Here is a 15,539-nt window from a genome sequence, read left to right as displayed (position 1 = left end):
AATTGGGCGTCAGCACGCGATTTCAATGATGCGTCGCACAAAAACGCGTCCGTGGTTTACCCAACGGTTTACCCTTCAGCTATCACTTAATCCATATAGGCGATGCGCCGCGCAAAAACCATACTGCATACCAATTACAGCGCGGCATGCGGTCTTCCGAAGCACGCGAAGACCTTTTCACCACCTTGCCCCCCAAGGCCCCGGCGGACTATCCGCCCCACCGCGCTCCTTTGCCTTTCACCCGACGGAGGCTTTTATGGGCGCGGTATCGAGTCACGCATTCGCACGCACGTTTGACGATGCGATCCTTCCCGATCTGTGGCGCCGCCGCACGCAGCTCTCCGACGACGAAATGGCGTCGATGTACGACCTCGTGAAGCGCGCGCTGCGCGGCTATCATCCGCTCGAACTGCACGCGCTCGGCGAAGACAAGGAAGAACTCGTCCATCAGTTCATCTACACGAAAGTGCTGCGCCTCGCGCCCGGTCATATGGAGTCGCACGCGTGCCCCGAAAGTGCGCCGTCCAATAGCTATGCGATCTGCGCGTACTTCCGCCGCTATCTGATCGACTGCCTGCGCAGCGCGAGCCATCAGCGCAACGTATCGATGGAAAACGAAGGCATGGCGCAGGAAATCGATCTGCGCGCGCATGCACTCGACGATCCGATCGAAAGCGTGCTGCTGCAATACGGCCTCGACGAGCAACGCGTGCGCGCCGCCGCCCGCGCGTTTATCGCGAGCCTCGATGAGCCCGAGCGCATCGTGCTCGCCGGCACCCTCGGTTGGTGCTCCGAATGCAAGGGCGGCCTGTCGGCGGTGGCAACGCGGCATCGCGTGCCGTCGTATCACTATCGCGCCGTCAAGCTCGGTGTCACCATGAAAAAGACGGCCGATGCCGCCGATTTTTCCAACACGAAAATCGGCCAGTGGCTCACTGAGGAACTCGGTATCGATATCGACATCGATAACCGTGCTGCGATTCTCGTCGTGCTGAACCTGCTTGCGGTCGAGTCGAGCGTCGAAGGCGAACCGTTTGAAGCGGCCGCGTAAGAAGCCGCTGCACCAGCGTCTCAGCATAAGAAGCTGCAATAAACAGGTGCGCTCAAGCACCGTTTGAATCGATGCGAGCAGCCGCTATAGCGGCATCACACGAATTACTTTGCTTTTTCTTCCGCGCAGTCCAGGATGTTCTGGTTGCGAACCAGGCTGCGAGCGCACCAGCCGTCCTCATCGTCAGGGAATCCCCCGCCCTGCACTATTCGAATATAAGAGGTGGTCGAAATGAACCGCTTGTCCAGCGCCCTCGAAGCAATGAAGCCGCATTACGAGGTAGTGGTCGTCGGGTCCGGTTACGGTGGCGCGATCGCGGCGAGCCGCATGGCGCGCGCGAAACGCGACGTGTGTCTGCTCGAACGGGGCCGCGAATTCATGGCCGGCGAATATCCGAAGACGCCGCTCGAAGGCCTTACGCAGGTGCAATACAACACGGGCATCGGCCAGGAAGGCTCGCCGCTCGCGCTGCTCGAAGTGCACGTGAATCCCGACGTGAACGTCGTAGTTGGCTGCGGCCTGGGCGGGACGTCGCTGATCAACGCGAATGTGGCGCTGCATCCCGACGAGCGCCTCTGGCACGATCCGCACTGGCCCGCCGCGATTCGCGCCGATCAAGCCGGTCGCGACAAAGGCTACGAACTTGCCACCGCGATGTTGCAGCCTTCTAAAGTACCCGACGATTTCACGCATGACTCGAAGCCGCTGCCCAAACTCGCCGCGCTCGAGCTATCCGCGCAAAAGCTCGGCATGGAAGACCGCTTCTACCGCCCGCCCATCACCGTCACGTTCAAGGACGGCAAGAACGCCGCGGGCGTCGATCAGTGTCGTTGCGTCGGTTGCGGCGATTGCAATTCGGGCTGCAACTACGACGCGAAAAATTCGACGCATATGAACTATCTGCCCGATGCGGTCGCGCACGGCGCGCGGATTTTTACGGGCGTCGCCGTCCATTCGGTGGTGCGCGATAAAGACCAGCAGAAATGGATCGTTCGCTATCAGCCCGTCGCGCTCGATCGCGATCTGTACGGCGCGCCCGATATGTCGATCACGGCCGATGTCGTGATCCTGTCGGCGGGCACGCTCGGCTCGACCGCGATTCTGCTGCGCTCGAACGAAGCGGGCCTGCCGGTGTCGACGCAGCTCGGCCATCGCTTCACCGGCAACGGCGACGTGCTCGCCTTCGCGTTCAATACGGACCACGACATCAACGGCGTCGGTTGGGGCGCGCAATGGCGCAGCAATTTGCCGCCCGTCGGACCCACCATCACCGGCATCATTGATCATCGGAATACGCCTGATGTGCGCGACGGCTTCGTGATCGAGGAAGGGTCGCTCGCCTCGCCGATCGGTGGCTTTCTCGCCGGCGTGCTCGGCGCGGCCGCGCCGCTCGAAGGCGTGTCGATGCCGGATCCGGACGGCGATCCGCCGCTGGCGGACGAGGCGCGCGTGATCGAAAGCATGCTGCGCGGGCCGCACTACGGCGCGATGCGCAACACGCAGACCTTCCTTGTAATGGCGCACGACGACGAAAGCGGCCGCATCACCGTCGACGACGGCGGACGTCCGCGCGTCGCGTGGCCCAATGCGGGCAAGCAGCCGATTTACGACGTCGTCGAGCACACGCTCGAAGCAGCGACGAGTGCGATCGGTGGCGAGTATGTGCGCAACCCGATCTCGTCCGACGTGTTCCGCAATCGCACGGTGACCGTGCATCCGCTTGGTGGCTGCCCGATGGCCGACGACGCGGAGCATGGCGTCGTCGACGAAGCCGGGCGCGTGTTTTCCGGCATTACGGGCAACGCGGTGCATCCGGGCTTGTATGTGATGGACGGCGCCGTGATGCCGATCTCGCTCGGCGTGAACCCGCTGCTGACCATTTCCGCGCTCGCCGAGCGCAACTGCGCGCAACTCGCCGCGGCACGCGGCTGGCAGATCGACTACGCGGCGGCGGGCAACGCCGCCCCGCCGCCGCCGCCGAAAATCGGCCTGCGCTTCACCGAAACGATGAAAGGCACCTATGTGCCGACTGGCGCTACCGCGGACCAGGGCGTGCCGATGAGCTTTACGGCAACCGTCGAATCGGGCGATCTCGCCGACATGCTCGAGAACCCGCGACACACGGCCAGCATGATCGGCACGCTCACCTGCGCGGCGCTATCGCCGGAACCGCTGCAGATCTCGAACGGCCGCTTCAATCTGTTTGTGGTCGACCCGCAGCATGTCGAGCGCCGCAACATGAACTACCGCATGACGCTCAACGCAACCGACGGCAAAACGTACTTCCTGTTCGGACAGAAAATCATCACGCGTTCGTCGTTGCTCGATCTGTGGGAGCAGACCAATACGCTTTATCTCGAAGTGCGCGCATCCGAAGCAGCGGACGCTCCCGTGCTTGGCAAAGCGACGCTGATCATCACGCCCGAAAACTTCCTGAAGCAGCAGCGCACGCTCGAAGTGACGAACGCGCCCGATCTCGCCACGCGGCTCAAGTGGACCAAAAAATTCGGCGAGTTCTTTGCCGGCGTGCTGTTCACCGAATATGGCGGCGTGGCCGCGCCGCTGCAGTTCGCCGACGAAGACGTCACGCCGCGCGTGCGCCGCGCATTGCGCACGCCGGCGCCCCGGGTCACCTACTTCAACACGGCCGCGCCCGATAACAAGACGCTGCGCCTGACGCGTTATCACGGCGGCACGAAGGGACCGGTGCTGCTCGTGCACGGCTCGGGCGTATCGAGCCGTATCTTCTCGACCGATCTGATCGAAACCAACCTCGTCGAATTTCTGTGCGCGGCGGGCTTCGATGTCTGGCTCGTCGACCTGCGCGTCAGCATCGAATTGCCGAGCGCCACGGAGCCGACCACGGCCGATGCGATCGCGCGCTACGACCTTCCTGCTGCCGTTGCGAAAGTGCGTGAGCTCAGCGGCGCGAAAGACATTCAGATCGTTGCGCATTGCCTCGGCGCGGTCGTCACGACGATGGCGCTGCTATCGGGCCTGCAGGGCGTGCGCTCGGTCGTGCTCTCGCAGGTTTCCGCGCATCTGGTGCCGGGTTTGCTGCAGCGGGTCAAGGCGGGACTGCATACGCCGCAGATCCTGCGCTTTCTCGGCGTCGACGATCTGACGGCCTATACGCGTCACGAAAAGTGGCCGCATAACCTGCTCGACGACGCGCTGCGCTTCTTCCCGAACGAAGACGATGAGGAATGCAATAGCGCCGTTTGCCACCGCGCGACGTTTCTCTACGGGCTCGTCTACGAACATGCGCAGTTGAACGAGCCGCTGCATGCGAACCTCGACGAACTGTTCGGCATCCACGATATCGAGCTCTTTATTCAGCTGGCGAGCATCGTGCGTGAAGGGCATATCGTCGACGCGCAAGGCGACAACGTCTATCTACAGAATCTCGACGGAATGAAGCTGCCGATCGCGTTTATTCACGGCGCCGAAAATCGCTGCTATCTGCCGGTCAGCACCGAGATGACTTTTGACATGCTTGTCGAACATTTTGGGCCTGAAAACTACGAGCGGCATCTGATCGATGGTTATGGGCATATCGACTGCATCTTCGGCAAGAACGCGTCGATCGATGTGTACCCTACGATTGCGCGGCATTTGAATGCGCATTGAGCGCACCAGGAATTTTTAAAGCGGTGCATCAAGGCGCCGCTTTAGAGCCTGACCGCTTCAAAGCCTGACTTAAAACGCCCCCGCAAGATGGAAACGCGACGCCGGATGCCACAGTTGCACCGACGTCGCGATCGCCGCGCCGACCCACGTGCGGCGCCACAGCATCAGGCACGGCTCGCCCATCTCCATCTGCAGATGACGGCGCACCTGTGCCTCGGGCTTTTGCGCGTGAATCTCGAACTCGGCGCGCTGGATCGGCGCGACGCGCACCATATACTGGTTTGGCGTTTCGACCGTAAAGTCCTGCTCGAGATACTCGGGAAAAACGCTCGGGTTCACGAAGCGGTCTTCATACTGGATCGGCTCGCCCTCTTCGCAATGCACGATGCGCGAATGGAACACCGGTCCCTCGGCAAGTCCGAGCGCATCGAGCGCGCTTTGCGCGGCGCTTGCCTCGAGCATCAGCACATGGGCGGAATGACGATGGCCGCGCGCCGCGATTTCATCGGCGATATTGCGGACCGCATGCACGGTCGATTCGTAGCGTGGCGGCGCCACATAGGTGCCCGCGCCTCGCGTGCGGGTGAGTACGCGTTCTTGCGTCAGTTCGCGCAGCGCGCGTGAGACCGTCATACGCGCGACGCCAAATTGCTTGACGAGCTCCGTTTCCGACGGAATCGGCGCACCGGGTTTCCATGCGCCCTCGGCAATGCGCGCGAGCACGTAACGCTTGATCTGCTCGTATGCCGGCATCGTTTTCGCGAGCAGCGGGTTTGCGTGCGCCGCGCGCGCGCAAACAGCTTCGGCCTGACTGTTCGTGTTCATTGTTTGTCGACCTCGTGGGTGTTGTGCGCCTCTCGCTTTCGTCGATCCGGTGGGTAAACCGGACGGCCGACGGCTGAGCCGCGATGTTGGACCGAGCCCGCCACCGGTCGGCGACGGGCCCTGATCGCGTATTTCGCGCAGCATTATCCACGATTTATTGCGGCGTCAAATTTCACGCAGCTTGAAAATGACAGGTTCGTGACGCGCACGCTGCTGCATGCGTCACCGCATATGCGACATTGATCGGCCGCTGCACTGCGTGATCGGTAAATCGCGCCTTTCGCGGTTACCAGACGTGTGGCACAAGCCGGTAGCGAACCCGCGCCGCATAGTCGGCGTACCCATCGAGACCGTCGATCAGCGTGCGTTCCTCGAGCACCGCACGGTAGCCGAGTCCAACGATCATCAACGGCACGCATACGACGCCCCACCACGAGCCCAGCATCAGCGGCGTGCCGGCAAGATAGAGACTCGCCGCGGTGTACATCGGATGGCGCACATAGGCATACGGTCCGCTATCGCTGACCTTGTGCCCGCGTTCAGCCTGAATCTTCACCACGGGCGCCGCATAGCTGTTCGCGCGGAACACCGAACGCGTCGCGACGATACAGACGCAAACGCCAATCGCGCCGCACACTTTGAGCCAGAGCGGCATGTCCGACAGATGCAGGCGCCCGCCATCGATACCGATCAGCACCAGCCAGCCGAACCATCCGATGCCCGCACACAGCATGAAAAGCTTGTCCCAGCGGCTTTGCGCGGGCTGCATGAACATGCTCATGCGTTCGGCCAGCAAGGCCGGATCGTGTCGCGCAAGCCATACGCCGAGCCACAGACCGAGCACGCCGACTTCCACGAGATAGAGCCATGCGAACGGCCACGCAAGCGTGCCCGCGGACACGAATAGCACCGCGCCCATCACGATCAGCCAGACGATCGTTTGTATAAAAAGCCGCATGATCATGGCGTGAGTCCCCGGCGAGCGTCCTTGCACGCGTTGAGCGCTAACGTCGCGTTCCGGCGTTAGCGTTCGTCAGAATCCCTTTAGCGCCGAACTGGCGATCGACGGCACGCTGATCCCGTGGCTCGTCGCAAACTGCACCGCTTGCGAAAGCGTCGACACGAGCGACTGCAATTGCCCCGGCGCCGACTGCGCAATATACGACGCGGCCTGCGCGGTCTGCGGATTAAGGCCCGATTGCAGCAGCGACGTCGGATTCATCTGGCCGACGCTGCCGAGGCTCGATTGCAGGCTCGAGTACTGGCTCACGCCTTTGCCCAGCGATTCGAGGCCGCTCGAAAACCCCTGCTTGTCGATCGCGCCCGACGCCGACGAACCGCCGCCGTTTGCAAACGCCTGCGTCAGTTGCTGCGACAGCGACTGCTGTGTGCTGCCGACCTGCGTCAGCTGACTGACCGACGGCGTGCCGCCGCTCAACAAGCCTGCTGCCTGCTGCGCTTGCCCTGCCGCGCCGGACAACCCCATTGCCGATGCGAGGCTCGACTGGCCGGCCAGCACCTGCTGGTTCGCGCCGACATAGTTCTGCAGCAGTTGCGATACGCCGCCCGCCGACGCCGCACCGGTCGCCGCATTGCCGGACGAGCTGTCGCCACCGCCGATGCCGAACTGCTTGAGATTGAGCTGCGCGTACGATGCACTGCTTGCCAGTGCGGTTGCGCTTGCGATTACCACCACGGAAAGAATGCGTCGGTTCATGCTGCACCTCCTCATCGGGTTGCCGCGCGGTTGCGCACATCGCGCTTCCGCTTCATCGTCGAATTCGACAACAAGCAGTAATGTGCGTTCGGCGAGTGAGTCAATCATTGTGCGCGGCGAATGCGCGATGAGAAAGCCAAAAGCGGAAAACGAAAAACAAAATAACAAAAGCACAAGGGCGCGTGGCTCATCGCCACGCGCCCTTGCAAGGTACCGGCTAGCAATTCTGTTATTGCGGCAGCACTTCCCCCTTGGTCTCCGGGGCGAACGGAATGATGAAGAGGCCGACGACGAATGCAATCGCCGTCAGCGCAACCGGCACACCGAGCGTATGCATGTTGAGTACCGCCGCGCCGAGCAGGAAGTTCACGCCCGCGCCGACGAAGCGGCCAATCGACGTGCAAAACGCGAACGCCGTCGCCCGCACGCGCGTTTCAAACTGCTCGGGCAACCACAGGCTGAAGAGCGCGAAGTTGCCGCCGAAGAAACCAAGCACGACCAGAATCGCGATAAACGGCACGAGCCCGTTCGGCAGATAGAACGCCCAGCCGAAGCTCAGCGCGATGGTCACGGCCATGCCCGCGAAGTACACGGCGAGCGTCATCTTGCGGCCGATGCGTTCGGCCATCGGCGGCAAGGCGAGGCAGCCGATAATCGTACCGATCGACAGCAGCCCCGTGGCTAGCGACGCGATCTTCGTGGCGGCGATCTTGTCCATGCCGGCACGCGTCGCGAGCTGGATCACGGCCGACGGTTCATACACGGCGCCGGCCCACAAGCCGATAATCGCGATCGTCAGCAATGCGCATGCGACCCAGGTGCGGCGCCGGTACGTGGGCGAGAAAATCTCGCGCATCGGCTTCGTGCGCACCGCTTTCGCCTCGGCCTTCTGCCACTTGTCCGATTCCTTCACGCGCGTGAGGATCAGGATCGCGATGAAGACCGGCACCGCGCCCGTCAGGAACATCGCGCGCCAGCCGAAATGCACGCCGATCGTATAGTTGAGCGCGGCGGCAAGGAAAAAGCCCGCGTAGTAGCCGGTTTGCAGATAGCCGGCGCCCATCTTGCGGCGATCCTCGGGCCACGCCTCGGCCACGTACGTGCCCGCGAGCGCCCATTCGCCGCCGATGCCGACACCCGCGATAAAGCGGTAGATGGCCAGTTCCCACACGTTATGCGCGGTCGCCGACAGACCCGTGAAGATCGCGAACGTGAAGATCGTGGCGGCCAGCACCTTGGTGCGGCCGAAGCGGTCCGCAATCGGCCCCCAGATGAACGACAGCCCCCAGCCGACAAGGAACAGCGCAAAGAGAATCGAGCCGGCAAGGCCGACGTTCGCGGGCGTCGCGGCGTAGCCCGAGCGCGGCAGCAGTTCAGTGAGCGCGGGCGTCAGAACCAGCGCGTAGATGAACGAGTCCATGCCGTCGAGCGTCCAGCCGGCCCATGCGCCCCAGAAGCCCGCGATCTGCGAGCGGTTGAGCGGCGTCTTGCGCGGACGCGCGACGACAGCGCGGTCCGAATCGGTTACTGAATCCATCAAATCTTGCTCCTCCAGATACTGCGGTTTCACTGTGCGGTTGAATGCGCGCGGTTGAAATGCGCGCGGGTATTGCGCAAGCTGAAACGACGATGCAGCACGCGCGCCAAGCCCCTTGTTTTCTTTGCCGGTGGTTTTTCCAAAAAGCACGCCCGCCTTACTGCGGCGGGCGTTCCGCGGGTTTTTCCGGCTGGAAAATCTGCGTTTTTATATATAATATATGCCCTCATGACGACCGCAACCAATGGTTTTCCCCTGGAGGACGCGCCCGCCGCGCCGTTCCTGCCCACTGCCAGCGCGCCTCGCTCGAGCGCGTCGCGGATGATCGCGGACGCGCTGCGCGCCGCCATCGTCGAGGGCACGCTCGAGCCGGGCGCACCGCTGCGGCAGGACGCGATCGCGCGGCACTTTTCGGTGAGCGCGATTCCGGTCCGCGAGGCGTTGCGGCAACTCGAGAGCGAGGGCTGGGCGAAGGTCGAGGTGCATAAGGGCGCGACGGTCGCGCCGCTGTCCGCCAACGAGGCGCGCGAGATCTATGAAATCCGCTCCGCGCTGGAGAGCCTGGCGCTCGGCCTAGCTATTCCGCGGCACACAGCCACCTCGCTGCGCGAAGTCACCAGATTGTGCAAAGCTGCGGAACGTGAACCCGATCCGTCGCTCTACGTTGCACGCAACGAAGCGTTTCATATGAGTCTTTATGCGCCGGCTGGACGGCCACAGCTGTGCGAGATGATCGCCAACCTGCACCGCCGCGGCGAACGCTATCTGCGGCTCAAGTTCGGTTTTCCCGAGTACAAGGGCGAATCGGACCATGAGCACGTCGAGTTGCTCGACGCCGTGCTGCGCCGCGATGTCGCGGCGGCGCAAGCGCTGGTTGCCGCTCACCTGATCGGCACCGGGGAATTGATCTACCGTTTTCTGACAGAACGCGTGAAGACCGAAGAATCGGCACGCACGCGCAAGCCACGCGCGAAACGCGCGCGCCCTTCAACCTCTGCATCCGTGAGTACCCCTGCCGATGAACCAGCGACTCGAACCCAACCGTCTGAGCGCGACGACGGCTAGCGCAAACGCAGCGCCCGCCCGCTCGTGGACCACGCGGCGAGACGAGAAAGCCCGCCGTCTCGCGCAAATCGCCCCGTGGCTCGAAGACGGCGTGCTGCCCGCCGCGCGCATCGTCGATGCGTTGCAGGCGTTAATCCGCTCCGGCGATCGCGTCGTGCTCGAAGGCGACAACCAGAAGCAGGCCGACTTTCTGTCGCGCTCTTTTGCGAAAGTCGATCCGGCCGAAGTGCACGACGTGCATCTGCTGATCTCGAGCATCAGCCGGCCCGAGCATCTGACGCTGTTCGAAAAAGGCATCGCGCATAAGGTGGATTTCGCGTTCGCCGGCGCGCAAAGCCTGCGCGTCGCGCAACTGCTCGAAGACGGGCAGCTCGAGATCGGCGCGATCCATACCTATGTGGAGCTCTACTCGCGGATGTTCGTCGACCTGTCGCCGCAGGTCGCGCTGCTGTGCGCCGAAAAGGCGGACCGGCACGGCAATCTCTACACGGGCGCCAATACCGAAGACACGCCGACGATCGCCGAAGCGGCCGCATTCCGGCACGGCATCGTGATCGTTCAGGTAAACGAGATAGTCGACCAGCTGCCGCGCGTCGATATCCCGGCTTCGTGGGTCGACGTGGTCGTCGAAGCGGACCGGCCGTTTGCGGTCGAGCCGCTTTTCACGCGCGATCCGCGTCATATCGGCGACTTGCAGGTGCTGACCGCGATGATGGTGATTCGCGGCATCTACGAACCGTACAACGTGACGGCGCTCAATCACGGCATCGGTTTCGATACGGCCGCTATCGAACTGCTGCTGCCGACGTACGGCGAATCGCTCGGCTTGCGCGGCAAGATCTGCCGCCACTGGACGCTGAATCCGCATCCGACGCTGATTCCAGCGATCGAGTCAGGCTGGGTCGACAGCGTGCACTGCTTCGGCAGCGAAGTGGGCATGGAAGCCTATATCGAAGCGCGGCCCGATGTGTTCTTTACCGGCAGCGACGGCACGCTGCGTTCGAACCGCGTGTTGTGTCAGCTGGCCGGTCAGTACGCCGTCGACCTCTTTATCGGCTCGACGCTGCAGATCGACGCCGACGCGAATTCGTCGACCGTGACGCGCGGGCGTCTGGCCGGTTTCGGTGGCGCGCCGAACATGGGCCACGATCCGCGCGGCCGGCGGCACGCGAGCGACGCGTGGCTCAAGCTGCTCAAAGGCGATGCACCGGTTGCGCGCGGTCAGAAGCTCGTCGTGCAAACGGCCGAGACGTACAAGAAAGGCGGCGAGCCAACTTTCGTCGACGAGCTCGATGCGATTGCGGTCGGCAAGAAGAGCGGCATGCCGATCGCGCCCGTGATGATTTACGGCGACGACGTGAGCCACGTGGTCACCGAAGAAGGCATTGCGCACCTGCATAAGGCCGAGGGCATCGACGAACGGCGTGCGGCGATTGCCGCGGTGGCCGGCGTGACGCCGATCGGTTTGCGCGCGAAGCCCGAGAAAACCGCGGAGCTGCGCCGGCGCGGCATCGTCGCTTATCCGGAAGATCTCGGTATCCGGCGCGGCGATGCGAAACGCTCGCTGCTCGCGGCGCGCAGCATCGACGATCTCGTGACGTGGTCGGGTGGCCTGTATGCGCCGCCGGCACGCTTCAGAAGCTGGTGATGCGATGACTGCGACTGCGGCAGTGATAGCGGCGGCATCGGATTCGGGAACATGCGGCGCAAGGCGCAGCAATGTGAGTGATGATGCTTGCGCCGGGCCGGAGCTTGCGCTGTCCGATGCGCAGCTGGCGCGGCTCGCCGTCGAATCGCTGATCGAAGAAGCGGAGCTGACGCCGAAGCCCGCGCTCGTCGACGGACGCGGCAGCGGCGCCCACCGCGATCTCGATCTGCCGACCATGCGCCGTTCGGCGCGCGCGCTCGAAGCGTGCTTCGAAGCGCTGGCGCGCGCATCGCGGCAGCGCACGCCTTCAGCGACACTGCGCGCCGAGCTGGCGCAGATCGGCCGCGGCGGCGAACAGGCGATGATGCGCGCGACCGGCGGCAGCAATGCGCATCGCGGCGCGATCTGGATTGTCGGATTGATGATTGCCGGAGCGGCGATCAGCGATGTCTGCGGAGTCGCCGCGCGTGCCGTTTCGGGCGCAGTGGACCGTGCCTTGCCGTCGCGCGCGGTTTCGGCGGTTTCCGCGGTTTCGGTCAGCGCCTCCGCCAGGTCGACGATCGCGGCGGATGCGCACGCATCTGCCCCGTCTCTGACAAATGCGGCGTTTGCTGACGCTGCTCGCGTCTGTTCGCTCGGCGCGCAGATCGCCTGCTTCCCCGATCGCGTTACCGCGCCCGCCGACAGCAATGGCGAGCGCGTGCGCCGTCGTTATCAGGTCGGTGGCGCGCGCCGCGAAGCGCAGGACGGCTTCCCGCATGCACTCGATGTCGGTCTGCCGGCGCTCGTCCGCGCGCGCGAACAGGGCATCGACGAAAACGCGGCGCGCGTCGATGCGCTGCTCGCGATCATGGCCTCGCTCGACGACACGTGTCTGCTGCACCGCGCGGGCCTGACCGGCCTGCAGGCGGGCCAGCGCGGCGCACGGCGTGTGCTGGCGGCGGGCGGCAGCTCAACCGTCGGCGGGCGCGCCGCGTTTGCGGCCCTCGATCGCGCGCTCGTCGCGCTGAATGCCTCTCCGGGTGGCGCGGCCGATCTGCTCGCCGCGACCCTCTTCCTCGACAAACTGTCTCGTCAAGACTTTACCGGGAGTACAGCCTCATGGAACACCTGACGTTCGAGTATCCGGCGCAACGCGCCTTCACGGCCCGCGCGCATGTCGGCGTGGTCGGGTCCGGCGACCTCGAAGTGCTGCTGTCGCCCGCCGCCTCGATGACGGCGACTGTCGACGTGCGCACCAGCGTCGACGGCTACAGCCACATCTGGAAGAGCGTGCTCGACCGCTTTTTCCAGCGCTACGACGGCGCGGCCCATATCGAGATCAATGACTTCGGCGCAACGCCCGGGGTGGTTGCGTTGAGGCTCGCGGAAGCGATCGAGGCGATCGATCTGGCTGCGGGAAATAGTGGTGCTCATGGTGGTTCCGGTGTACAGGGAGGTGCGTGATGAATTCCGCCGTTCTTCAGGCTGCTGCGCCGGTTCTCGCGGACAGCTTTATCGAATTGCCCGCGCGCGAACGGGTGCGCGCCCTGCTCGACCCCGGCACGTTTCGCGAGCTGCTCGGCCCGTTCGACCGCATCGAGTCGCCGTGGCTGCCGCTGCAAGGCATCGTCTGCCAGGCCGATGATGGCGCCGTGATCGCGCGCGGCACGATCGACGGCGAGCCCGCGGTCGTGGCCGCGCTCGAGTCGGCATTTCAGGGCGGCAGCATCGGCGAGGTGTCGGGCAGCAAGCTCGCCGGGGCACTCGAACTCGCGCTGCGCGACTGCGAGCGCGGCCGGATCGTGCGGCCGGTCGTGCTGTTCGAAACCGGCGGCGTGCGGCTGCAGGAAGCGAACCTCGGGCTTGCGGTGATCGCGGAAATGCAGGCGGCGATCGTCGCGCTGCGCCGGTATGTGCCGGTGGTCGGCGTGATCGCGGGCATGGTCGGCTGTTTCGGCGGGATGTCGCTGGCCGCGGCGTTGTGCTCGCATCTCGTCGTCACGAAACAGGGGCGGCTCGGCATGAACGGACCTGAGGTGATCGAACAGGAAGCAGGCATCGACGAGCTCGATTCGAGCGATAAGCGCCGCATCTGGCAACTGATCGGAGGCGAGCAACGCGCGGCGACGGGGCTGGCCGACAGCCTCGTCGACGACGATGTGCAAGCGGTGCGTACCGCCGTCGTCGACGCCTTTGCGCGCGGGGTGCCTAAGGCGCATCGCAGCGAGCAGGTCGACGCGTACCTCGCGCGGCTTGCCGCGATCGACCCGCAAACGGTGACGCCCGACACGATGCGCGCGGTGTTTGGCGCCGACGCTTCTGCCCAGATCAAGGAGTGACCGTGACCATGAACGATACCCAGCAACTGACACGCGGCGCGCTGTGGTTCCGCGCGCTGGCCGGCGAATCCACGTCGAAAGCGCCGGTCTGGAGCGGCGACGCGGCGCTCGGTGACGAGACCGCGCGTTTCGTCTCCGTCGTGCCGGACGCGGACAACCGCTTCCCGCGCGCGACCGACAACGTGGTCGGCCTCGAACAGGGATGGCTGCTCGGGCGCGCGGTGCGCGACGCGATCGCGCAGGACGCGAATGCCGCGAAGAAGCGGCCAATTGTCGCGATCGTCGATGTGAAAAGCCAGGCGTATGGCTATCGCGAGGAAATGCTCGGCGTGCACCTCGCGTGCGCGGCCGGCGTCGACGCCTATGCGACGGCGCGCGATGCCGGGCATCCGGTGATCGCGCTGATCGTCGGGCCGGCGATGTCGGGCGCGTTTCTCGCGCACGGCTACCAGGCGAACCGGATTCTCGCGCTCGACGCGCCCGGCACGCTGGTCCACGCGATGGGCAAGGAAGCGGCCGCGCGCGTGACGCGCCGCACCGTCGACGAGCTCGATAAGCTCGGCGAAACGATTGTGCCGATGTCGTATTCGATCGCCTCGTTTGCGAAGCTGGGGCTGCTCGATACGCTGATCGGCGATGTCGATGCGGATGCGCCGAGCGGCGCGCACATCGAACGCGTGCGCGGCATTCTTGCGGACTCGGTGCGCGATGCGCGAGCGGACAAGTCGCGCGGGTTGTCGCATCGGCTCGAGTCCGAGACGGCGCACAAGACACGAGCGGCGTCGATTGAAGTGCGGCGGCGGCTCGCGGCGCAGTGGGATGCCGCGTGATGCTGGTTTGTGCGCTGCCGTTGTTGCCCTTGTTGCCTGCTGAGACGGGCTGCGGCGAGCGTAGCTGCGACGGACGCGGTGGGCGCGATGGCGATGGCGGCTGCGCTGATCGCGCTGGAGGCGATGGACCCGGTGACGATGGCAGTAGCGACCGCCGCGATGATCGCGATAACCGCGCTGGAGGCGCTGGGCGCGGTGACCATGGCAGCAGCGACGGCCGTGATTGCAGTCATGCACGCTGGCAGCCGCACGATATCCTGCGGCTGCATCGCCTGCCCAACCGTGACGCCGAGCCGGTATGGGTTCGCGACGCGTTTCTACGCGCGCCTTTTGCAGTCGTGCGGCGTGCACAGCCGGCACCGGGCTTTGCTGTCGCGGTCGGCATACGCGGCGCGAGCCGGGCTCAGCGATACGGTGCGTGGGTCGAAGAATCGGACATCGAGTTTGCCATGCCGCCCGAAGCGCTCGTTGCACGCGAACCGGCGCCTGGTCGCGCATTGCTACCCGCGTTTTCGGCGCTCGCCGAACTGCGCCGAGCGCCCTGCTCGCTTGGACAGTACGTGTGGGGACCGGCCGGCAGCGTCGGCTTCGAACTGGCGACCGGCGTACCCACGGCCACCGGATCAAGCGATCTCGATTTGCTGATTCGTGCGCCTGAGCGGCTCGATCACGCGACCGCCGGACGCTTACTGTCCGAACTGCTCGCGTTTGCGCAACGCGGCGGCGTGCGCATCGACGCGCAACTCGAAACGCCGTCGGGTGGTGTTGCGCTGGCTGAGCTTGCCGCCGGAAAATCGCACGTGATGGCGCGCGCGAACACCGGCGCGTCGCTCGTGACCGATCCGTGGGCCTCGGTTATGGACGGCGCGACGACAAGCGCGACACTAGCGTTGACGCTGCCCACTGGCACCTGAT

The 15,539-nt window shown here is 64.6% G+C and carries 13 protein-coding genes; 9 read left to right on the top strand and 4 right to left on the bottom strand.

Annotation, left to right across the window (positions count from 1 at the left end):
- Nucleotides 1-256: 256 nt before the first annotated feature.
- Together KZJ38_RS30455 and KZJ38_RS30450 are read left to right on the top strand one after the other, a co-directional pair.
- Nucleotides 257-1,051 carry a hypothetical protein gene (locus KZJ38_RS30455; protein WP_219800781.1) on the top strand — a complete coding sequence of 265 codons (795 nt, stop codon included), beginning with the start codon at nt 257-259 and terminating at the stop codon, nt 1,049-1,051.
- Nucleotides 1,052-1,282: 231 nt separating this feature from the next.
- A complete protein-coding gene (locus KZJ38_RS30450; RefSeq protein ID WP_219800780.1) occupies nt 1,283-4,681 on the top strand; it encodes an alpha/beta fold hydrolase in 3,399 nt (1,132 codons plus the stop codon).
- Nucleotides 4,682-4,750: 69 nt separating this feature from the next.
- Here the strand turns inward: KZJ38_RS30450 and hutC are convergent, their stop codons facing one another.
- From hutC to KZJ38_RS30430, 4 genes are all read right to left on the bottom strand, one after another.
- Nucleotides 4,751-5,506: a histidine utilization transcriptional repressor HutC gene (gene hutC / locus KZJ38_RS30445; RefSeq protein WP_219800779.1), complete on the bottom strand. Its 756-nt coding sequence runs from the start codon at nt 5,504-5,506 to the stop codon at nt 4,751-4,753.
- A 286-nt stretch (nt 5,507-5,792) separates the two neighbouring features.
- Nucleotides 5,793-6,470: a methyltransferase family protein gene (locus KZJ38_RS30440; RefSeq protein ID WP_219800778.1), complete on the bottom strand. Its 678-nt coding sequence runs from the start codon at nt 6,468-6,470 to the stop codon at nt 5,793-5,795.
- A 69-nt stretch (nt 6,471-6,539) separates the two neighbouring features.
- Nucleotides 6,540-7,223: a hypothetical protein gene (locus KZJ38_RS30435; protein ID WP_219800777.1), complete on the bottom strand. Its 684-nt coding sequence runs from the start codon at nt 7,221-7,223 to the stop codon at nt 6,540-6,542.
- 229 nt (nt 7,224-7,452) lie between these two features.
- Nucleotides 7,453-8,760 carry an MFS transporter gene (locus tag KZJ38_RS30430; RefSeq protein WP_219800776.1) on the bottom strand — a complete coding sequence of 436 codons (1,308 nt, stop codon included), beginning with the start codon at nt 8,758-8,760 and terminating at the stop codon, nt 7,453-7,455.
- Between the two features lie 228 nt (nt 8,761-8,988).
- On the opposite strand from KZJ38_RS30430, the gene KZJ38_RS30425 reads away from it, so the two are divergent.
- The 7 genes from KZJ38_RS30425 (at nt 8,989) to KZJ38_RS30395 (ending at nt 15,538) form a co-directional block, all read left to right on the top strand.
- The gene (locus KZJ38_RS30425; protein WP_219803720.1) at nt 8,989-9,825 is read left to right on the top strand and encodes a GntR family transcriptional regulator; all 837 of its coding nucleotides are present in this window, start codon (nt 8,989-8,991) and stop codon (nt 9,823-9,825) included.
- The gene (gene mdcA / locus KZJ38_RS30420) at nt 9,779-11,473 is read left to right on the top strand and encodes a malonate decarboxylase subunit alpha (RefSeq protein WP_219800775.1); all 1,695 of its coding nucleotides are present in this window, start codon (nt 9,779-9,781) and stop codon (nt 11,471-11,473) included. Before KZJ38_RS30425 ends, mdcA begins: the two co-directional genes overlap by 47 nt.
- Before the next feature lie 73 nt (nt 11,474-11,546).
- Nucleotides 11,547-12,587, top strand: coding sequence for a triphosphoribosyl-dephospho-CoA synthase (locus KZJ38_RS30415; protein ID WP_246641840.1), 1,041 nt, complete (start codon nt 11,547-11,549; stop codon nt 12,585-12,587).
- Complete coding sequence (locus KZJ38_RS30410; RefSeq protein WP_219800773.1) at nt 12,575-12,919, top strand: malonate decarboxylase subunit delta; 345 nt, start codon at nt 12,575-12,577, stop codon at nt 12,917-12,919. The genes KZJ38_RS30415 and KZJ38_RS30410 overlap by 13 nt, the downstream gene beginning before the upstream one ends.
- Entirely contained in the window at nt 12,919-13,794 is an 876-nt protein-coding gene (locus KZJ38_RS30405) for a biotin-independent malonate decarboxylase subunit beta (protein ID WP_219800772.1), read from the top strand. The genes KZJ38_RS30410 and KZJ38_RS30405 overlap by 1 nt, the downstream gene beginning before the upstream one ends.
- 8 nt (nt 13,795-13,802) lie before the next feature.
- The gene (gene mdcE, locus KZJ38_RS30400) at nt 13,803-14,624 is read left to right on the top strand and encodes a biotin-independent malonate decarboxylase subunit gamma (protein ID WP_219800771.1); all 822 of its coding nucleotides are present in this window, start codon (nt 13,803-13,805) and stop codon (nt 14,622-14,624) included.
- Nucleotides 14,624-15,538 (top strand): malonate decarboxylase holo-ACP synthase, encoded by a 915-nt coding sequence (locus KZJ38_RS30395; protein ID WP_219803719.1) that lies wholly within the window; start codon nt 14,624-14,626, stop codon nt 15,536-15,538. Before mdcE ends, KZJ38_RS30395 begins: the two co-directional genes overlap by 1 nt.
- Nucleotide 15,539: the final 1 nt, after the last annotated feature.

The organism is Paraburkholderia edwinii, from assembly GCF_019428685.1.
GTDB classification, from domain to species: domain Bacteria; phylum Pseudomonadota; class Gammaproteobacteria; order Burkholderiales; family Burkholderiaceae; genus Paraburkholderia; species Paraburkholderia edwinii.
Note: the sequence above shows the minus strand (reverse complement) of the source record. Positions and strands in the feature narration are given on the sequence as shown.